Source organism: Pseudomonas sp. 3MAES_34.3B (genome assembly GCF_058145875.1).
Genome location: NZ_CM176960.1, coordinates 2,426,878 through 2,445,099, shown reverse-complemented (window position 1 = coordinate 2,445,099; position 18,222 = coordinate 2,426,878). Strand labels below are relative to the sequence as shown.

Annotated in this window: 19 protein-coding genes; 8 read left to right on the top strand and 11 right to left on the bottom strand. The window is 62.6% G+C overall.

Annotated features, from left to right (window positions below; translation table 11 throughout):
• Positions 1-341: 341 nt before the first annotated feature.
• Complete coding sequence (locus AC3Z8Y_RS10945) at positions 342-1,394, top strand: hypothetical protein (RefSeq protein WP_490089700.1); 1,053 nt, start codon at positions 342-344, stop codon at positions 1,392-1,394.
• Between the two features lie 19 nt (positions 1,395-1,413).
• Here AC3Z8Y_RS10945 and AC3Z8Y_RS10940 read toward each other — a convergent pair whose 3' ends face one another.
• Entirely contained in the window at positions 1,414-1,566 is a 153-nt protein-coding gene (locus AC3Z8Y_RS10940) for a hypothetical protein (RefSeq protein WP_490089699.1), read from the bottom strand.
• 176 nt (positions 1,567-1,742) lie between these two features.
• On the opposite strand from AC3Z8Y_RS10940, the gene AC3Z8Y_RS10935 reads away from it, so the two are divergent.
• On the top strand, positions 1,743-2,732 hold the full coding sequence (locus AC3Z8Y_RS10935) for a threonine/serine dehydratase (protein WP_490089698.1): 990 nt from the start codon (positions 1,743-1,745) through the stop codon (positions 2,730-2,732).
• On the opposite strand, the gene AC3Z8Y_RS10930 is transcribed toward AC3Z8Y_RS10935, so the two are convergent.
• The 7 genes from AC3Z8Y_RS10930 to gntR form a co-directional block, all read right to left on the bottom strand.
• Positions 2,733-4,025: a TolC family outer membrane protein gene (locus AC3Z8Y_RS10930; RefSeq protein WP_490089979.1), complete on the bottom strand. Its 1,293-nt coding sequence runs from the start codon at positions 4,023-4,025 to the stop codon at positions 2,733-2,735.
• A 42-nt stretch (positions 4,026-4,067) separates the two neighbouring features.
• Complete coding sequence (locus AC3Z8Y_RS10925) at positions 4,068-5,420, bottom strand: HlyD family type I secretion periplasmic adaptor subunit (protein WP_490089697.1); 1,353 nt, start codon at positions 5,418-5,420, stop codon at positions 4,068-4,070.
• On the bottom strand, positions 5,413-7,137 hold the full coding sequence (locus tag AC3Z8Y_RS10920; RefSeq protein ID WP_490089696.1) for a type I secretion system permease/ATPase: 1,725 nt from the start codon (positions 7,135-7,137) through the stop codon (positions 5,413-5,415). The genes AC3Z8Y_RS10925 and AC3Z8Y_RS10920 overlap by 8 nt, the downstream gene beginning before the upstream one ends.
• 272 nt (positions 7,138-7,409) lie before the next feature.
• On the bottom strand, positions 7,410-8,285 hold the full coding sequence (locus tag AC3Z8Y_RS10915) for a DUF3618 domain-containing protein (protein WP_490089695.1): 876 nt from the start codon (positions 8,283-8,285) through the stop codon (positions 7,410-7,412).
• Positions 8,282-8,692 carry a phage holin family protein gene (locus tag AC3Z8Y_RS10910; RefSeq protein ID WP_490089978.1) on the bottom strand — a complete coding sequence of 137 codons (411 nt, stop codon included), beginning with the start codon at positions 8,690-8,692 and terminating at the stop codon, positions 8,282-8,284. The genes AC3Z8Y_RS10915 and AC3Z8Y_RS10910 overlap by 4 nt, the downstream gene beginning before the upstream one ends.
• A 44-nt stretch (positions 8,693-8,736) precedes the next feature.
• Positions 8,737-9,378, bottom strand: a complete 642-nt coding sequence (locus AC3Z8Y_RS10905) for a hypothetical protein (RefSeq protein ID WP_490089694.1) — start codon at positions 9,376-9,378, stop codon at positions 8,737-8,739.
• 133 nt (positions 9,379-9,511) lie between these two features.
• Positions 9,512-10,528: an HTH-type transcriptional regulator GntR gene (gene gntR, locus AC3Z8Y_RS10900; protein ID WP_490089693.1), complete on the bottom strand. Its 1,017-nt coding sequence runs from the start codon at positions 10,526-10,528 to the stop codon at positions 9,512-9,514.
• Between the two features lie 238 nt (positions 10,529-10,766).
• On the opposite strand from gntR, the gene AC3Z8Y_RS10895 reads away from it, so the two are divergent.
• The 4 genes from AC3Z8Y_RS10895 (at position 10,767) to AC3Z8Y_RS10880 (ending at position 13,372) form a co-directional block, all read left to right on the top strand.
• Positions 10,767-11,360 carry a gluconokinase gene (locus AC3Z8Y_RS10895; RefSeq protein ID WP_490089692.1) on the top strand — a complete coding sequence of 198 codons (594 nt, stop codon included), beginning with the start codon at positions 10,767-10,769 and terminating at the stop codon, positions 11,358-11,360.
• Between the two features lie 3 nt (positions 11,361-11,363).
• Complete coding sequence (locus tag AC3Z8Y_RS10890) at positions 11,364-12,716, top strand: GntP family permease (protein ID WP_490089691.1); 1,353 nt, start codon at positions 11,364-11,366, stop codon at positions 12,714-12,716.
• A 167-nt stretch (positions 12,717-12,883) separates the two neighbouring features.
• Positions 12,884-13,198, top strand: a complete 315-nt coding sequence (locus tag AC3Z8Y_RS10885; RefSeq protein ID WP_490089690.1) for a hypothetical protein — start codon at positions 12,884-12,886, stop codon at positions 13,196-13,198.
• 12 nt (positions 13,199-13,210) lie between these two features.
• The gene (locus AC3Z8Y_RS10880; protein WP_490089689.1) at positions 13,211-13,372 is read left to right on the top strand and encodes a hypothetical protein; all 162 of its coding nucleotides are present in this window, start codon (positions 13,211-13,213) and stop codon (positions 13,370-13,372) included.
• Between the two features lie 75 nt (positions 13,373-13,447).
• Here the strand turns inward: AC3Z8Y_RS10880 and AC3Z8Y_RS10875 are convergent, their stop codons facing one another.
• The 3 genes from AC3Z8Y_RS10875 to AC3Z8Y_RS10865 form a co-directional block, all read right to left on the bottom strand.
• Positions 13,448-14,866, bottom strand: coding sequence for a short-chain fatty acid transporter (locus AC3Z8Y_RS10875; RefSeq protein WP_490089688.1), 1,419 nt, complete (start codon positions 14,864-14,866; stop codon positions 13,448-13,450).
• Between the two features lie 108 nt (positions 14,867-14,974).
• The gene (locus tag AC3Z8Y_RS10870; protein WP_490089687.1) at positions 14,975-15,631 is read right to left on the bottom strand and encodes a CoA transferase subunit B; all 657 of its coding nucleotides are present in this window, start codon (positions 15,629-15,631) and stop codon (positions 14,975-14,977) included.
• A 26-nt stretch (positions 15,632-15,657) separates the two neighbouring features.
• Positions 15,658-16,356: a CoA transferase subunit A gene (locus AC3Z8Y_RS10865; RefSeq protein ID WP_490089686.1), complete on the bottom strand. Its 699-nt coding sequence runs from the start codon at positions 16,354-16,356 to the stop codon at positions 15,658-15,660.
• Positions 16,357-16,469: 113 nt separating this feature from the next.
• On the opposite strand from AC3Z8Y_RS10865, the gene AC3Z8Y_RS10860 reads away from it, so the two are divergent.
• Together AC3Z8Y_RS10860 and AC3Z8Y_RS10855 are read left to right on the top strand one after the other, a co-directional pair.
• Positions 16,470-17,375, top strand: a complete 906-nt coding sequence (locus AC3Z8Y_RS10860; protein WP_490089685.1) for a LysR family transcriptional regulator — start codon at positions 16,470-16,472, stop codon at positions 17,373-17,375.
• A gap of 18 nt (positions 17,376-17,393) precedes the next feature.
• A complete protein-coding gene (locus AC3Z8Y_RS10855; protein WP_490089684.1) occupies positions 17,394-18,215 on the top strand; it encodes an aldo/keto reductase in 822 nt (273 codons plus the stop codon).
• Positions 18,216-18,222 lie beyond the last annotated feature (7 nt).

The following is an 18,222-nucleotide window of genomic DNA, read 5'->3' as shown; positions in this document are numbered from 1 at the left end:
TCATTATGCGGGCTGCCGCATCAGGTCGGCGGCAGATAGTGCTACGTTATCGTACAAGCTATGCCAGCACCAGCACCCGCTGGCGGATTTTTTCACTGCTATTTGCTTTCGATCCCGCTATCAGGGCCAATGGCTTAAGAAGGTTGTCCGACAGGACTATCAAAATTCTCAATGATGGCAAAATGGACTCGCCGGTCACTTTCGGACACGACAGTAGAAATCGTTTCCAGTTCCAGTGTTTGTCACTAGACAGCGACGACCGGCGAGGATATGTTTCCTACAGTCGAACGGCGCCATGGAGGCGTCGCGGCGCAATCGGATTGCATTAGAGGTGAACGATCATGAGAACCAGGTCTGTGCTGGCGCTCGTCATGGGCTATCCATTGCTGAGCGGATGCGTGCAGGGGCCGCCCCTGCAATACACTGCGTTTTCGGACGGCGGGAGCGCTCCGCAGGGCGACTATGCCGGGCTGACCAAATTTACCCTTGCACGTAGCCTGCTCCTTGTACAGGCCAGCGCGGGCGAGCGCGCACAAGTGACCTCCGTGCCTTCGGAAGCCGTGGGCGATGGCACCGATTTCGGTATACGAGAGGTACCTGGTGCCGCAGGCATTGCGTTGCAGCTCACCAAGATCGGCAACAGCAACCTGGTAAGCTCGTTGGCCTTGCACCCTGCCGAGCGCGACAGCTCGAGCGACAACCTGACAGCGCCTCTCACCCTGCCCGCTACCATCCCAGCCTTTACCGGCCTTGCATTCACCATCGACACCCAGGCGTTGTTGCCCAGCGCTCGCCCCGAGCGGGTTCCCATGTCCGGCATTGTCGAAGGTGCGGGCCGCCAGCTGGCATTCGATATCGTCTTCGACCCGGTGCCAGCCGACGCCATCGAAACCCGCCACCTGGACCTGCAGCGTACGGGCAGCCTGTATTTCTATTCCGCGTGCCGCACCGCTACGCTGACCATCCTGAGCGCGCCGCTGGCCCAGCAGCGCTTCACAGTCACCGTGGCCGATCCCAATTTCGTGCAAACCATCGCCATAGACGAGAACCGCACAATCGCCAGCCATAGCGCCTGCGGGGTAGACGTACTGGCCAGTGGGGCTGGAGGGATTATCCGCTCGGGCGGCGTGGCCGACCTGGTCGCGCAGGCGAGGAGCCTGAGCACTTCGTGGCGCACAACGCCCATGGGCGATAGCGCGAGCGCCCTGGCGGCGGTCAAGCCCCTGGCACCACCCAAGCACTCCGCCCGCAAGGCCAGCCGCCGCGCGCCGACCCCGGTCCCACCCGTTGAGGCCGAGGCGCCAGCCCAAGCCGATGCGGCACCCCGCAGCCCACTGCGCAATGCCGAAATCCGGCTGCCGGTACCCGATCGCCGCGAGTCGTTCGCCTTCTAGCTGGCTGAAACCCGCTGGCTCAAGCCGGGTCTGTCAGCGCTTCGTCGGGCTTGGGAGGCGATGAGTCTCCAGTGTCCTCATGGCCCGGTTCGTCCCGCTGGGGCTCATCGCCGTACTCGTCGTAATCGGCGGGCGTCTGGCCGGGATGTTGCTGCTGCCGTGGATCGTTCATTCCTGCTCTCCTTCAGGGTTCACGCTCATTCGAGGCGCCCCCCACTCGCAGGGTTCACTCCCTTTGCGGCTGAACCCCGGAAGGGCCACTACACTCTCCTCTACCAAGGCCCTGCGTTGCGGCCGGCGCAGCGCAGGCTGACTATTTCCAAGAGCGTTTATTCCCCTGGAGCGAGAATGACCGAGACGACCGAAAGCACGGACGCACTGCTCGACAAGCTGTACCGAGACATCATCAGCGCACATTCCGCCATGCGCCCGGCAGTGGCCGTTACCCCGCTGACATTCAGCGAGCGCTTATCCGCCGCCACCGGTTGTGAGGTGTATCTCAAATGCGAGCATCAGCAGCATACCGGCTCGTTCAAGTACCGCGGCGCGTTCAACAAGCTCAGGCTGCTTTCGCCAGCGGAGCGTGCCCAGGGGGTGATTGCCGCGACGTCGGGCAACCATGGCGGGGGCGTGGCATTGGCAGGGCGGGTGGCAGACGTGAACGTCACGATTTACACGCCGAACAAAACTTCCCCTTACAAGGTGGAAGCCATGCGGGCGCTGGGCGCTACCGTGATAACAGTGCCCGGAACATCTCTGGACGCCGAGCTGGAGGCGGAGCAACAGGCGCGGCAACAGGGCAAGACTTACGTATCACCCTACAATGACCTTGCGGTGATCGCGGGCCAAGGCACCGTCGGGGTAGAGCTGAACGAGCAGCTACCGGAACTCGACGCGGTGTTCGCCTCGGTAGGTGGAGGTGGCCTTGTTTCCGGGCTGGGTACGGCCCTGTCACGGCTTAACCCTGGCGCCCAGATCATCGGTTGCTGGCCTGAGCAATCGGCCCCCATGTACCGGTCTCTGGAGGCCGGAAAAATCGTATCGGTGCCGGAAGAGGTCAGCATCTGCAGCAGCAATATCGGCGGCATCTACCCCGGCGCCGTTACCTTCGATCTCTGCCGCCGGCTGCTGGACCGCAGCGTACTGGTGACAGAAGAAGAAATCCGCTGGGCCATGCGCGCCGTGGCGGTGGATGAACACTGGATCATCGAAGGCGCCGCCGGCGTGTCCCTGGCGGGCGCCCTCAAGATCGCCCGCAGCCTGAAGGGCAAACGGCTGGCGGTGGTGCTATGCGGCCGAAACGTCGACTGGCCGGTATTTCTGGAAGCGGTGACCTGATCAGAACATGGCCTCCACGTGGCTCAGCACGGCGCGGTCCATCTGGCCGGTATGGACGTGCAGCGTGACGTAGCTCTGCAGCATGTCCAGCTTGGCGTTCAGCAGATCTCGACGGGCCTCGAACAACCGTTGCTGGGCGTCAAGAATGTCCACGGTAGAACGCACACCGCCCTGGAAACCCTTTTCGGTGGACACCAGCGCCCGCTGGTTGGACTCCACCGCGCGCTGGGTGGCGCGGCACTTGGCGAACCCGGCGACTACCCCGGCGTACGCGGTTTCCACGTCTTCGCTCAGCTGCTGCCGTTGGGCGTCAGCGTCCGCCTGGGCCCCGGCCAATGCTTCGGTTGCCCGCCGCACCGAAGCGCTGGTGGCACCGCCGCGATACAGCGGGATGTCCAGCGCGAGGCCTACGTAGTAACTGTCCTGGCGAGGCGAGAGGTCCTGATACTGCGTGTTGTCCCGGCGGGTCAACTGCGTGGTCAGCGACAGCGTAGGGTAGTGCCCGGCCTTCTCCGAGTCGGCTTGGGTTTCGGCCACTTTCACTTGCGCCATTCGCGCCGCCAGCTCCGGGCTCGCCTCTCGGGCCAGGGTTGTCCAGTATCCAAGGTCCTGGGTATCGCTCAGCGGGTTGCTGTCGGGCGGCAACTCGCGCATAGGCGTGATTTCCAGCAGCGGCAGGCTGCCGCGGCCCGATAGCGTACGCAAGGCGGCTATCCGCTGCGCCTGGTTCTCGGCTTCCTGAGCTTCCACGAGGTCATAGCGCGCCTGCGCTTCGTCCACGTCGGTGATTGCGCCCTGGCCCTTGTCGAGCAGCCGCTGGCTTTGCTTCACCAGCCCGGCGATGGCCGCCTTTTGTTGCGCGATCAACTTGAGCTCGTTTTCCACCCTCGCCACAGCAAAGTAGGCTTTGGCTACGCGATCGAACAGCGCCTGGGTAGCCACATCGTATTGCACCTCACCCAGTTCGCCGCGGGCCTTGCCTTGCTGATAGGCCGCCCAACGACCCTTGTCGTAGATAGGCTGCTGGGCGATCAGCGACATACTGTTGGATTGGTAGTCATCGCTGTCTACGTAGCTTTCATCGGTCCCACCATCGGTACGGCCACCCTTGCCGTAGCGTGAGCTCAGCGACAATTGCGGTAACAGGCCACCCAGGCCAATGGCTTCTTCGTTTTGCGCCGCGCGGTGCGAGAAGTCCGCCGAACGCATCACGGGATCGTTCAGCCGCGAGGCGTCGTACAGCTGCATCAAGGTCAAATGGTCGGTTTCAGGGCTTTGAGCATGGGCCTGCATGGCCAGGCACAAAAGGGTAAACGGAAGCCAGCGGTTCCTCATTCATTCTTCCTTGAAGGCTGCGAGCAAACGCTCACGCAAGGGTTTCATCAGATAATTGACCAAGGTGCGCTCGCCAGTGATTACCGTCACGTCCGCCATCATCCCCGGCTTAACCGGCAAGCCTTTGGCTTGTAGCTTTGGCAACGTGTCGGCGGGTATTTCCACTTTCGCCGAGAAGTACGGCTGGTGGGTCTGTTCGTCGATCAATTGGTCGGCGGAAACGGTCATGACCGTGCCCGTTACCGTAGGTGTGTCTACGCGCTGCAACGCCGTGAAATGCACCTGCACCGGCAACCCGGGCCGCAATTTGTTGGCCAGCATTGGCGGGAAACGCGCAGTGATCGCCAGCGGCGTGCCCACCGGCACCACTTCCATCAATGCTTGCCCGGCCGTGGCCACACCGCCGATGGTGTGCACGGTCAGGTTCATCACCTCACCGGCCACCGGCGCGCGCAGCGAGCCGTTGTCCACTTCAAACTGCAAGGCGCGGATCTGATCGGCGTAGCCAGAGGCCTCAGCCGACACATCACTGAGCTGACTTTCCGCATCGCGGCGGAATTCCTGCTCCTGTTGCATGGCCTTGAGCTTGCTCTCGTTGATGGACTGTTCGGTCTTGCCGATGTCACCGATGGCCGAGGCGATCTGGCCCGACAGCTGTGCGGTGTTGCGCTCGGCCTCGAACAGCTTGGCCCGCGGCACGTAGCCTTCCTTGGCCAAGTCGCGCAGCCCGTTGAGCTCTTCCTGCTGGAAACTCATCTGGGCATCGTAGTTGCCCTTCACCTGACGATAAGCCCGCAACTGCTGGCCCAGGGACGTCACCTCGTGGTCCACGATCCCTTGGCGGCTGGCCAACTCAGCCTTGCGGGTAAGGAACAGGTTTTGTTGCAGGGCCATGGCGGCCTTGGCCCGAGGGTCGGCCGCATGTTCCAGCAAGTCCTGGGGCCAGTCGATAGTGTCCTGGCGCAGCCGCTCAGCCGTGAGGCGCGCTTCCGTGGCCCGCGCGTTAAGCAGTTTGCCCAGGGTGACCTCAAGCTGGGACCGCGCCTGGACCGTATTGAGCTGCACCAGCAGCTGCCCCGGGCTTACAAGGTCGCCTTCGTTGACGAGGATTTTCTCGACGACACCGCCCACCAGTGGCTGGACCGTCTTGCGCTCCCCGGCCACTACCACCTTGCCCTGCCCCACCATGCCCTGGTCCAAGGGGGCCAGAAATGCCCACAGGAAAAACCCGCCCAAGGCGATCAGCAGAAACCACAGCCCCTTGCGCGCCGTACTGGCGGCATCGGCATTGGCGGTTTCGGAGCTGATCGGAGTAACCGGCGCCAAGGGGCGCCGCGCAGTGACATCACGCATCGGAACGTGCCTCTCTTACCGGTGTGGGTGCGCTGGCCGGCGGCAGTACCGCCTTGAGCACCTGGTCACGGGTGCCGAACAGCTGCTGGCGCCCTTCGTTAAGCACCAGAATTTTGTCGACCACGCCCAGCACGCTGGGCCGGTGGGTGATCATGATGATGGTGCTGCCGGCGTTTTTCAGGGCGCGCAGTGCATGCACCAGCGCCTTCTCGCCAGCCTCATCAAGGTTGGAATTGGGCTCATCGAGCACGATCAGCGCCGGTTGCTTGAACACGGCCCGCGCCAGCCCGATGCGTTGTTTCTGCCCGCCTGACAGCCCCTGCCCACCTGGGCCCAGCACCGTGTCGTAGCCCTGCGGGAACCGCAGGATCATGTCGTGAATCCCGGCATGCCGCGCGGCCTGGATGATCGGCTCGGAGTCCAGTTCGCCAAAGCGGGCGATGTTCTCGGCCACGCTGCCATCGAACAGTTCGATGTCCTGCGGCAGATAGCCCAGGTGCGGGCCCAGTTCCTCGGGTGCCCATTGATCCAACGGCGCGCCATCGAGGCGCACGGCTCCTGCAAGCGGTGGCCAGATACCCACGAGGGCCCGCGCCAGGCTCGATTTGCCCGATGCGCTCGGGCCGATAACAGCCAGGATTTCTCCTTTGGCCAACTCGAAATCAAGCCCTCGAATAATAGGCTCTTGTGAGTTCGGCGCGGCCACTTGCAACTGCTCTACCTTCAGCGCGCCAGTAGGTGCGGGCAGCGCCATGGGGGGCACGGCAACGGGCTCCTCGGCCAGCAGGTCACTGAGCCTGCGATAGCTCTGGCGCGCGCCGACGAATTGTTTCCAGGAGCCAATGGCCACTTCTACCGGTGCCAGCGCCCGCCCTAACAACAGGGACATGGCGATCATCATGCCGCCGGAGATCTGCCCTTCCAGTACCAGCAACGCCCCTAACCCGAGCGAGAGGGACTGCGCCGCGATCCGTACGAAACGGGTCATGGCGCTGATCCGCGCCCCGCGATCGCTGGCAACGGCCTGCGAGGCAATCATTCCTTGTTGCAGCCAGCTCCAACGCTTGCGCAAGGCTGGCAACATGCCCATGGCCTGGATCACCTCGGCGTTGTGCAAGCTGCTGTTTACATAAAGGTTGGCCTTCATTGACAAAGCATTGGCCTGAGCGAGGCTGGGCCTTGTTGCCAGTTCGCCCCACAAGGCAAGCACCACCAGGGTAAGAGCCACTACCAGGGAAAGTACGCCGAACCAGGGGTGGAACAGGAACGCGATTACCATGAATACCGGTAGCCATGGCGCATCGAGCATGGCCAGCAGGCCTTGGCCAGTGATGAACTGCCGCACCTGGGTAAGGTCACCGAACACCTGCGCCGGGTTGCTGTCGGTTTTGCGCAGGCTGCGGGTAAAAGCCGCGTCGAACAGGCGCTGTGCGAGGTTGGCATCGATGCCGGCACTCATGCGGATCATCACCTGCCCCCGCAGCCATTCGATCACCCCGCTGAGCAGAAACAGGCCGATCGCAATCATCGTGAGCATCAGCAGCGTGGTTTCGTTACGGCTGGTGAGTACCCGGTCGTACACCTGCATCATGTAAAGGGACGGGACGAGTACCAGCAGGTTGATCACGCCGCTGAAGATCGCCAGTGACCAGAAAACCCGCCGATACTTCAGGAGAGCCGCGTCGATGTCATTGCGAGGATCGAGTGTCAGGCGCATTAAGGCGTTACCAAGTATGAAAACCGAGTCTCAGACCGTAGCAGTTCGATTTCATTCCGCCACTACCGGCCATTTGCTGTCATTTTTATGCGCATCCTTGCCCCAGCCTCGGGAACGCACGCAGGCAGACTGGTATATAAATTGGCGGAAAGCAAGGTCGATGCGCCGAACGCAGCCCTCTCGCGTCGGAATTTTGACGATAATTACCAGAGGCCAAAAAAAACCCGGTGCCAATTCGGCTACCGGGCGTTAGAAACCAAAGTGCAACGTTTTCAGTGATGGGTACCCAGGCCGCGCGACAAGTCGGTATCACCGGGCTTGTACGGCGGGTTCCCCGTACTGCCGGCCGAGTCGTGCCCCCGGGCTTCGTCAACCACGGCACTGGCTTGGGCGGTGACGGTTTCTTTCACCTCCCGAACCTTGGCCTTGGCCTGGTCGGTCAAGCGGTCGCTGGTTTTGCCCAGCAGGCGATCTTCGTGGCGCGTCGAAGGCAGCGCCGCACCCACAGCAGCCCCGAGGGCCAGGCCGATAGCGGCCAGGACCAGCGGCTGCTCGCGGAGCATATGTTCGAACTGCCCTTTCGCTTGTGCGCCAGTTTCACGAGCCTGAGCAGTGAGGTCGTGGGCATTACGGCCGAGCCGTTCGCTGCCGTCGGCCAGGCGGTCACTCGCCCCGTCACGCCAGTTGCCCGCCTTGTCCTTCACCGCGGAGGTCCGCGCGGTCACGCTGTCGGCCACGGACGAGGCACGCGACGTCACCGTGTCGGCCGCTCCGCGGAGCTGTTCCTTGGCGCTGTCCACTGCCTGCCCTACCTTGCTTGCGGCGGCGCTGGCGCGGTCCATCAGGCTTGGGCCGGTGTGCACCCGCGCGGGGGCAATCGGGCGGTTCTGGTTCATCGCCAACCATGCCAGGCTCAGGCTTGCCAGCACCGTGGGGATAGGGTTGTTTTTCACCGTGGTGCCCAGGTTCTGGAAGAACTCCCCACCGTTGCCCTTGGTGTAAGCCAAAGCCTGATCGAACAACTGGCCCGGGGTCAGCTTGCTTTCAAGGGCGTCGACGATGCTGCTGATATTGGCCCGCTGCTGGTCAATCTCATGCTCAAGCGTTTCCGGGCTTTTGTGCGACTGCGCGGTAATCGAAGAAGTCATGGCAGTTTACTCCGCAGGGTTTGCTGGTCCTTGTCCAAGGCATTGAGCGTGCGGTCGGGCTTGAAGTGAGAAGGCTCGAACTGCTTTTTGCCGGCCTGGATCATCACAAAGCCGATCACCACTACGATACCGCCCACGATCAGCGCTGCGGCCCAAGGCTCAAGCACAGTGCTAAGCCCGTACACCGCCGCCATTAACAGTACGATAAAGCCGGCGAGCAGCACGATCGCCCCGCCTGCCACGGCGGCAATGCCCGCCTTCAGGGTGCCGAGGCTGTTTTCCATCTCGGCCTTGGCCAGTGCCAGTTCCTTGGTGAACAGCGCTGGCACTTCATGGGTCAGCTGGCGTAGCAAGCCGATTACGCTGGCGTCCCCTTCCGGGGTATGTACGGTACCGTCACGGCGCATTTGCGTGGGCTGGGCCGTTTGGTTCGTCGTGCGAGTGTCTACGTTCATACCAGGCCTCCTTTATTGAGCGGGTCCACGGGCTTGTCCAGGGTTGGGTACGTGGCGGCCTCTCCGAGCGGGTCTGCTGCAGGCAGGGGGTCGATGGCGGTGCTGCGGGCCGGCGGAACGGCGCTCTGCACCGGTTGCGATGTTTCGTACGGGTCCGAGGCGCCATAGGCTTCGGCTGGGGTCGGTGCCAATGCACCCAGCCCATCGTCGCTGTCCGAAGCGGTATTCGCTGGCGCCGATGCCCGCAGGAAACGTGACAGCGCAAAGCCAACGGCCACGGTGCCCGCCAGGAACAGCACCGGATTCTCCCGGGCTACCCGGGCGCCTTCCTGCAGCAGCTCTTCGGCACTCTTGTTGCGCATGCGCTCGGCAAACTCACCCAGGCTGGTCGCGACATCCGCCAGCCCCTGCGACAGCCCCAGCGTGTCATGCCCCTCCATCGCGGAGGCGGCAGACTGTGCGCCTTCCACCAGCCCTTCGATCTGATCGGCGGCCAGGTCACGGTACTGTTCGTACTTCTGGGTACCCTGCTCTTTCAGGTCGCCCACCGCAGAACTGGCTTCCTCGCTCAGGTTATGCAGGTGGTCTTGAGTACTGTCCGCGCCCTTCGGCGTCGGTGACTGGTTTGGTATGGTCATCATGTCGCTCCTCAAAGGAAGTGGACTGTTGATGCACGCTGCCCACGGCAAGCACACATCGCCCTACACTATTGAGGACGCAATGATCTGGAGCGGAGTTCACTGAAATCACCGAGGTTCCGGTGACCGGTCATCAGCTTTCTCTGACGATCAACTCAAAACCGAGGTCCTGGGGGCCTGTTTGCAGGGGCTGGCCGTCCAGCCTGGCCAGCAGCAGCCTGGCAGCCTGGCGGCCGATCTCGGCCCGGGGCGTACGAATGGAGGTCAGCCGCGGCACCATGTGCGCAGAGGTTGGCAGGTCGTTGAAGCCCACCATTGCCACTTGCCCGGGAATTTTCACGCCCAGCCGCTGGGCCTCGTAGATGGCGCCCTGGGCCAGGTCATCGTTACAGAAGAAGGCTCCGTCCACCTCCGGGTGATGCTCGAGCAACTGACGGAACAGCGCACCCCCCAGTTCGATCGATGAGGGCATCGGCGACATCAATTCCAATGCCGCATCATGCAGCCCTGCAGCGGTCAGTGCGCTACGGAAGCCATTGGCCCTGCGCATCACCCGCGGGTCCAGCTGCGCCGCCACATATGCCAGGCGGGTTCGCCCGCGGCCAAGCAAATGGCGCGCAGCCACGGCGCCGGCCTGCTCCTGGGAAAAACCCACGCAGGCCAGGCTGTCATCGCCGCTCAGTTCCATCATGTGCACACACGGCACATTTGCCGCAGCGAGCATCCGCTGGCTTGCCTCGCTGCGCTGTACACCGGTGAGCAGCATCCCTGCGGGCTGGTAGGCGAGGTAATTGCGAATGAGGTTTTCTTCCTCGCGCTCGTCGTAATGATAGTTACCAATGAGGACTTCCATGCCGCGGGGCCGCAGCACCTCGTGGATAGCTTCCAGGGTGTCGATGAACAAGTGATTGGACAACGAAGGGATCAGCACCACCACCGAATGGCTTCGCGCCGAGGCCAGCGCGCGGGCAGCCGGGTTGGCGATGTACCCCAGGCTGGCGGCCGCGTGCCGTACCCGCTCGGCGAGCTCTGGCGCCACAGTGCTCACCCCGCGCAGGGCCCGGGATGCAGTGATGGGAGAGACGCCAGATAAGCGAGCGACTTCAGTAAGCGTAGGACGACCGGTAGTACGGGTGCCGGGGCGGGCCATGGTGCGGGTTCCGGGTAGCAACGACGTCAGGAGGCGCAGTGTAGGAATTTACGCTTGCGAATTGTAGGAATTTGGCTAAGGTAGCGCTGTCTCAGGCGGGGAGCAACGCACAATCGTGCCCCTGCCGCGGTCGAAGCTGTCATACCGCTTTGACAATACCAACAACAAAACTGGGTGTGGCGTCAGCGGAACGGTTGTCGACCTCTTCCGAGACAGCGCTACCCCGCTGGAGGTAAAGATGGTTTCTCCCCTCAGCGCGCTGGTGGTGATGGGCGTGTCCGGCTGCGGCAAGAGTAGCGTGGGCGCGGCTATCGTCGAGCGCAGCGGCGGCCGGCTGATCGAAGGCGACGCGTTTCATCCCGCCGCCAACATTGAAAAAATGAGCGCTGGCATTCCCCTGGATGACGCCGACCGCGCCGGTTGGCTCGAACGGCTCGGCGAAGAGCTGGCGGCCTGGGTCGCCAAGGGCGAACGCCCCGTGCTGACCTGCTCGGCGCTCAAGCGCCGTTATCGCGATACGCTGCGCGCGGCGGTTCCGGAGCTGGGCTTCGTGTTCCTTGAACTGACCCGCGAGGAAGCGGCTTACCGGGTGTCTCACCGGCCGGGCCACTTCATGCCGCCCAGCCTGGTGGACAGCCAGTTCGCCACACTCGAATCGCCCACCGGCGAAGCCTTCACCCTGACCGTCAACGCTGCCGAGCCGATTGCCGAGCTTGCAGAGCACGTCGATGGCTGGCTGCGGGAAAACGGTGCCGACGATCACAGCCAGGCCGGCTGCGATACCGCTGGCGCCCCCTTCTGTGCCCTTAATAATCACAATACGAGGCCTTGAACCATGTTTGGTTTGCCCCTTGATACCTTTTTGATGATCGACGCGCTGGTTACCATCGTCGGCCTGATTTTGCTGATCACCAAACTGAAGGTTCACCCCTTCGTGGCGCTTACCCTGGCCGCCGGCTTCCTTGGGCTTACCTCCGGCATGCCGGTTGCGAAGGTGATGAAGTCATTCCAGGACGGCTTTGGTGGTGTGCTTGGCTTCGTCGGTATCGTGCTCGCGCTCGGCACCATGCTGGGTAAGCTGATGGCGGATTCGGGCGGCGCTGACCAGATCGCGCAAACCCTGATCCGTTGGTTCGGCGTGCGTTACGTGCACTGGGCCATGATGTTCTCGGCGTTTCTGGTCGGGATTCCGCTGTTCTTCGAAATCGGCTTCGTGCTGTTGATTCCCCTGGTGTTCATCGTCGCCCGCCGTTCAGGCGTGTCGCTGGTCAAGGTGGGTATTCCGCTGCTGGCGGGCCTGTCGGTAGTGCATGGCCTGGTGCCGCCGCACCCGGGCCCACTGCTGGCCATTGGCGTGTTTGGCGCTGACATCGGCAAGACCATTTTCTACGGGCTGCTGGTAGGTTTGCCCACCGCCATGATCGCCGGCCCGCTGTTCGGCTCCTTCATCTCCCGCTACGTGCCAGGCAACCCCTCGCAAGAGTTGATGGACCAGATCGCCAAGGAATCCTCCGCCCGGGACCTGCCCAGCTTTACCGTGACCCTGGTCACCGTGCTGCTGCCGGTATTTCTGATGCTGCTCAAGACCTTCGCCGACGTGGTGCTGCCCGCAGACCATGTGGTGCGGGTATGGATGGACCTGATCGGCCACCCGATCACCGCCCTCCTCGCCGCGCTGCTGCTGGCCTTCTACACCTTTGGCTTTGCCCGTGGCTTCTCTCGCCAGCAGGTAATGAAGCTGCTTGACCAAAGCCTGGCGCCCACTGCCGCGATCATCCTCATCGTGGGCGCCGGCGGTGGCTTCAAGCAGATGCTGGTGGATACCGGTGTAGGTAACGTGATCGGCCAGATGGCGGTGCATGCACAGATCAACCCGCTGCTGCTGGCTTGGCTGGTGGCGGCGGTGATCCGCGTGGCTACCGGTTCGGCGACCGTTGCGACCATCACCGGCGCGGGCATTGTTGCACCTGTGGTGACCCTGATCCCGGACGTGAACCGCGAATTGCTGGTACTGGCCACTGGCGCGGGTTCGGTGATCCTGTCACACGTGAACGATGCCGGCTTCTGGCTGGTGAAGCAGTACTTCAACATGACCGTGGAAGAAACCTTCAAGACCTGGAGCATGATGGAAACCATCCTTTCGGTGGTGGGCATCATCCTGATCATGCTGCTGTCGATGGTGGTCTGACCCCCATTCGCGAGCTACGCCTACGGCTCTCACAGGCAACAGGGCGTAGCTTGCGAACTGATTTTTCCCTCCTCTACGCGCCCGGCCACCGACCATTCGTCGCTTCGCTGGCACCTTGCGCTCCGTTGATCGCCTTAAGTCATGTGTCTTTCATACTGGAGACGAACATGATCAGCAAACGCCTTACCACACTTTTCCTGGCCGCCGCTCTGGGCGCTGGCAGTGCTATCGCCCTGGCCGATTCCAGCACTGGCACTACCGACCCCACCACCCCGGGGACTTTGCCCGCCAATAAAGGCGGCGCTACCGGTACCGGCACGGGCAGCCTGCCGAACCGCAACACCGACGGCTCCACCGCGACGTCACCCAAGCCAGGCAGTAATACTGATGTAACCACGCCCCAGGGCAGTGATACCAAGCCCACCAATGGCAAGACGGGAATGGGCGGTACTGGCTCCGAAGGCACTGGCACCGATAAGTAAGCGGAGGTAATGATGACCACCCGCGACCCTGACGAGCGCACTCCAGGCCAACCTGAAAGCGATGACCCCTCAACGCCGGAAGGGAACACCTTCAGCCCGGATTTCGAGCCGGAGCAGGATGAAGAGAAACTGTACAAGCCCAAGGATGCCGACATCGACACCGATGGTGGCTAGCTGAAACCGTTGCTGATTATGTGACATAGGCCCAGGCCTGCCCCACTGCCCTCGCATTGCGAGGGCAGTGTCATTTCAGGGCATGACGGGTGGCGCATAGGCCAGGGTTCCGCCAAGCAGCCACAGCAGTAGCAGCACCAGCGGCGCATGCACCAGCAGTTGCACGAAGGAAAAGCCGATCAGCTCCCGCGCCTTGAGCCCCAACACGCCAAGCAGCGGCAGCATATAGAAGGGGTTGATCAGGTTGGGCAGCGCCTCGGCGGCGTTGTAGATCTGCACCGCCCAGCCCAGGTGGTACTGCAAGTCATTGGCAACCTGCATCACGTAAGGTGCCTCAATGATCCACTTTCCGCCCCCGGACGGGATGAAGAAGCCCAGCACCGCCGAGTACACCCCCATCAACAATGCGTACGTGTCATGGGTTGCGATCTGCACGAAGAACGTCGAGATGTGGTGAGCGACTGTCTGCGCATCACTGCCTTTTACCGTGGTCATGATCGCGGCAATGGAGCCATACAGCGGGAACTGAATCAGCACCCCCGTGGTGGTCGGTACTGCCCTGGCCACGGCATCAAGGAAGCTGCGTGGCCGCCAGTGCAACAGCGCGCCCAGCATGATGAACAGGAAGTTGTAGGTGTTCAGCCCGGAGATAGCCGTGATCGCCGGCTTGCTGGCGAACTCCTTCGCCAGCCATCCCCCGGCCAGCACTACGAGGATCAACGTGAGTACAGGGCTGTATTCGAGCCATTCACCCGGGCGCTCGCGCTTCGGTAGCTTGGGCAGGCTGAATACCGGCTCGACACCGCACGCACGGGCATCCTTTGCCGTGGCCGGGCCAGGCGCCGTAGCATAGGCCACCACCAGAGACACCACGACCAGCGCCAGCAACATCACCCCGGATTGCCACATGAAAATCGTCTGGGTGAAGGGAATGACCCCGGTGATCGCCAGGATCGACGGTGGCAGGCTGGCCGGGTTGGCCTGAAGCTGGGCCGCCGACGATGACAACCCCAATGCCCACACCGCGCCCAGCCCCAGATAGGCAGCGGCCCCGGCGGCACGGTAATCCATGCGCAGGTCCTCACGGCGCGCCAGCGCACGCACCAGCAGGCCGCCGAACACCAGCGACAGCCCCCAGTTCAGCAACGAGGCCACCATGGAGATCAGCGCCACCCAGGCCACCGCCGAGCGGCCATTGCGAGGCAGGCGCGCCAGGCGCTCGATCAGCCGCGCGGCCGGGGGAGAACTGGCAACCACGTAGCCACCGATCACCACGAAGGCCATTTGCATGGTGAAGGGGATCAGGCTCCAGAAGCCGTCACCGAACGCAGCGGCAGTCGCTGTTGGCGTACCTCCGATGGCCAGCGCAGCGAGGGCCACCACCACCACTGCCAACGCGGCAAACACATAGGAATCGGGAAACCAGCGCTCGGCGAAGTGCGAGCACCGAAGGGCGAACCGGGCAAAACGGCTGTCTTCCAGCGAAGCAGGCATGGGCAGGACCTTTTATTGTCGTTATAGGTAAAACCGTGAACGCGCCGCTACCAAAGGGCGGCGTGGAGCCCTTGGATAACGACGCGCTCACGACAACAGGATAGCGCTTCAGAACACCATTTCAGGGACTTCAGCGGGCACAATCAGTTTGCCAGCGGTTTTGGCGACGATCTCTTCCACGCTCACGCCCGGGGCGCGCTCGCGCAGAACGAACGCTCCGTCTTCGATCTCAAGCCACGCCAGGTCGGTAAGCACCTTGCGGATACAACCCGCGCCGGTCAGTGGAAGGCTGCAACGCGGCAGCAGCTTGGATTCGCCATCTTTCGAGGCATGGGTCATGGTCACGATGATGTTGTCCGCCCCGGCCACCAGATCCATGGCCCCACCCATGCCCTTCACCAGCTTGCCGGGGATCATCCAGGACGCGATATTCCCCTCCACGTCCACTTCGAAGGCACCCAGGACGGTGAGGTCCACGTGGCCGCCGCGAATCATCGCGAAAGATGTGGCGGAATCGAAAATCGATGCACCCGTGCGCGCGGTCACGGTTTGTTTACCGGCATTGATCATGTCGGCGTCCACGGTTTGTTCCGTGGGGAACTCCCCCATCCCCAGCAGGCCGTTTTCCGATTGCAGCATTACGTCCATGCCCTCGGGCACGTAGTTGGCGACCAACGTGGGGATGCCAATCCCCAGGTTTACATAAAAACCATCCTGCAGTTCGCGAGCGACGCGTTGCGCCATTTGTTCACGGGTAAGTGCCATGTTCCAGAGCCTCGTATAGGGTGCGATCACGCCTTCAGGGTGCGTTTTTCGATACGTTTTTCGAATTGGCCCTGTATCACTCGGTCCACGAAAATGCCCGGCGTGTGAATCTGGCTGGGTTCCAACATGCCAGGCTCCACGATCTCTTCTACTTCCACCACCGTGATGCGGCCAGCGGTGGCCGCAAGAGGGTTGAAGTTCTGAGCGGTATGGCGGTAAACCACGTTGCCGAAATGGTCCGCCTTCCAACCCTTCACGATGGCGAAATCGCCCGTGATGGCTTGCTCGAGGATGTAAGGCCGCCCATTGAATTCGCGCACTTCCTTGCCTTCGGCCACCGGGGTGCCGTAGCCGGTTGCGGTATAGAACGCAGGGATGCCCGCCCCGCCAGCGCGCATCTTTTCAGCCAAGGTGCCTTGAGGGGTAAGCTCCACTTCCAGTTCGCCATCGAGCAATTGGCGCTCGAACAGCGCGTTCTCGCCCACGTAGGACGCGATCATCTTGCGAATCTGGCGGTCTTCAAGCAGCACGCCCAGGCCAAAGCCATCGACGCCGCAGTTGTTGGACACTACCGTGAGGCCGCGCACGCCCATGCGCTTGATCTGGGCAATGAGGTTTTCCGGAATGCCACACAGGCCAAAGCCGCCTGACAGTACGGTCATGTTATCGGTGAGCCCTGCGAGGGCCTCTTCGTAGCTGTACACCCGTTTATCGAGTCCGGCCATGGAGGTTGCCTTCCTATAGTTATTGTTCGCCGAGAGGCTGGCGCCGAGCTATCTTCCGCCCCGCCGGCTGATTTGATAAGTTTGATTTACTGATCCATTGATATGGAATTTTAATGAATCCCCGGCAGCTCCGTGCGTTTGTAACCGTCTCGCAAACCCTCAGCTTCGCCCAGGCCAGCGAGCGGCTGCACCTGTCTCAACCGGCCCTGAGCCTGACTATCAAAGCGCTGGAAGAAAAGCTTGGCGGGCCCCTGCTCGTTCGCAGCACGCGCAGCGTACGCCTCACGCCCGAGGGTGAAACCTTGCTACCGCTGGCACGGCGGCTGCTTGCCGACTGGGACAACACCGAAGAGTTGATGCGCCAGCACTTCACCTTGCAGCGAGGAAAAGTCTCCATCGCGGCCATGCCCTCCTTTGCCGGAAACCTGCTACCCACGGCCCTGCGTCGGTTCAAGGACCTGCACCCTAACGTCAATGTAGCCGTCCATGACGTGGTCAACGAGCAAGTGGTGGAAATGGTCCGCCAGCGTCGCGTGGAGCTGGGTATCGGTTTCGAGCCTGAGTCGCTGCCGTCTCTGGTATTTCAGCCGCTGTTCACGGACCGCTTCATCGCCGTGGTGCCCCGGGATTCCCCCTTGGCTCGGCTAAGCAGTGTGACGTGGGCCGAACTGCTGGAAGCGGATTTCATTACCCTTCAACGGCCGTCTGCGGTGCGGTTATTGCTCGAGGCCGACCTGCGCGAGCGCCACGGTGGCCTGGCGGTGGCATTGGAGAGCCATCAACTGAGCACCGTAGGCAGGATGGTAGCCTCGGGCCTGGGAGTGAGTGCCGTGCCGGCGCTGTGCCGCCAACAGATGGAAGGGTCGGGCGCCCATTGCCTGCCGTTGGAGGAACCTCGGATTGAAAGACGAATCGGATTGATGCGGCTGGCGGACCATCAACTGTCCAGCGCTGCCCAGGCATTGAGGGATGTGCTGCTGGCCACGCTGGCCGTTCCGGCAGATCCCCGCCTCTCATGACCCTGCAAGGAGATCACTATGCGAGCTGTAACACTGGCCGGCCAGGCCCTCCCTCCGATCGGCCAGGGCACCTGGCGCATGGGCGAGGACCCAAGCCGCCGGCAGGAAGAAATTGCAGCCTTGCGCCTGGGCCTTGAGCTGGGCTTGAAAGTCATTGATACCGCGGAAATGTACGGCGAGGGGGAAGCCGAGCGCGTGGTAGGCGAAGCCCTTCGTGGCAATACCGAGCCGCTATACCTGGTGAGCAAGGTGTACCCGCACAACGCCAGCCGTCATGGCGTGATCGGCGCTTGTGAACGTAGCCTGCAGCGCCTGGGCGTGGAGCGGCTGGACCTTTACCTGCTGCACTGGCCAGGCGAGTACCCGCTGGAGGAAACCATCGAAGGCTTCGAGCAACTGCGTGAGGCTGGCAAGATCGGCGCGTGGGGATTATCCAACTTCGACCTGCCGGACCTCCAGGACACGCCGCTGGATAGCTGTGCGACGCAACAGGTGCTGTACAACCCGGAAGCCCGCGGGATCGAATACGACCTGTTGCCTTGGGCGAACGAGCACGGTACGCCGATCATGGCGTACTGCCCGCTCGCCCAGGGCGGGCGCTTTCTCGAACACCCGACCCTGCAGCAGATTGCCGTGCGGCACAAGGTAACGCCGCCCGAAGTGTGCCTGGCCTGGGTGATTCGCAGCGGCAATGTACTGGCGATCCCTAAAGCGGTGGACCCCGTGCATGTGCGCCTCAACGCCCGGGCCGCCGGGTTGCACCTGACCCCTCAGGACCTCGCGGAGCTGGATGCTGCGTTCCCGCCGCCCACGCGCAAGCAGCGCCTGCGAATGGTATGACGCGCGC

Coding starts and splice junctions, on each gene's coding strand:
- AC3Z8Y_RS10945 (WP_490089700.1), top strand. CDS start 342: ATGAGAACCAGGTCTGTGCTGGCGCTCGTCATGGGCTATCCATTGCTG.
- AC3Z8Y_RS10940 (WP_490089699.1), bottom strand. CDS start 1,566: ATGAACGATCCACGGCAGCAGCAACATCCCGGCCAGACGCCCGCCGAT.
- AC3Z8Y_RS10935 (WP_490089698.1), top strand. CDS start 1,743: ATGACCGAGACGACCGAAAGCACGGACGCACTGCTCGACAAGCTGTAC.
- AC3Z8Y_RS10930 (WP_490089979.1), bottom strand. CDS start 4,025: ATGCAGGCCCATGCTCAAAGCCCTGAAACCGACCATTTGACCTTGATG.
- AC3Z8Y_RS10925 (WP_490089697.1), bottom strand. CDS start 5,420: ATGCGTGATGTCACTGCGCGGCGCCCCTTGGCGCCGGTTACTCCGATC.
- AC3Z8Y_RS10920 (WP_490089696.1), bottom strand. CDS start 7,137: ATGCGCCTGACACTCGATCCTCGCAATGACATCGACGCGGCTCTCCTG.
- AC3Z8Y_RS10915 (WP_490089695.1), bottom strand. CDS start 8,285: ATGACTTCTTCGATTACCGCGCAGTCGCACAAAAGCCCGGAAACGCTT.
- AC3Z8Y_RS10910 (WP_490089978.1), bottom strand. CDS start 8,692: ATGCGCCGTGACGGTACCGTACATACCCCGGAAGGGGACGCCAGCGTA.
- AC3Z8Y_RS10905 (WP_490089694.1), bottom strand. CDS start 9,378: ATGACCATACCAAACCAGTCACCGACGCCGAAGGGCGCGGACAGTACT.
- gntR (WP_490089693.1), bottom strand. CDS start 10,528: ATGGCCCGCCCCGGCACCCGTACTACCGGTCGTCCTACGCTTACTGAA.
- AC3Z8Y_RS10895 (WP_490089692.1), top strand. CDS start 10,767: ATGGTTTCTCCCCTCAGCGCGCTGGTGGTGATGGGCGTGTCCGGCTGC.
- AC3Z8Y_RS10890 (WP_490089691.1), top strand. CDS start 11,364: ATGTTTGGTTTGCCCCTTGATACCTTTTTGATGATCGACGCGCTGGTT.
- AC3Z8Y_RS10885 (WP_490089690.1), top strand. CDS start 12,884: ATGATCAGCAAACGCCTTACCACACTTTTCCTGGCCGCCGCTCTGGGC.
- AC3Z8Y_RS10880 (WP_490089689.1), top strand. CDS start 13,211: ATGACCACCCGCGACCCTGACGAGCGCACTCCAGGCCAACCTGAAAGC.
- AC3Z8Y_RS10875 (WP_490089688.1), bottom strand. CDS start 14,866: ATGCCTGCTTCGCTGGAAGACAGCCGTTTTGCCCGGTTCGCCCTTCGG.
- AC3Z8Y_RS10870 (WP_490089687.1), bottom strand. CDS start 15,631: ATGGCACTTACCCGTGAACAAATGGCGCAACGCGTCGCTCGCGAACTG.
- AC3Z8Y_RS10865 (WP_490089686.1), bottom strand. CDS start 16,356: ATGGCCGGACTCGATAAACGGGTGTACAGCTACGAAGAGGCCCTCGCA.
- AC3Z8Y_RS10860 (WP_490089685.1), top strand. CDS start 16,470: ATGAATCCCCGGCAGCTCCGTGCGTTTGTAACCGTCTCGCAAACCCTC.
- AC3Z8Y_RS10855 (WP_490089684.1), top strand. CDS start 17,394: ATGCGAGCTGTAACACTGGCCGGCCAGGCCCTCCCTCCGATCGGCCAG.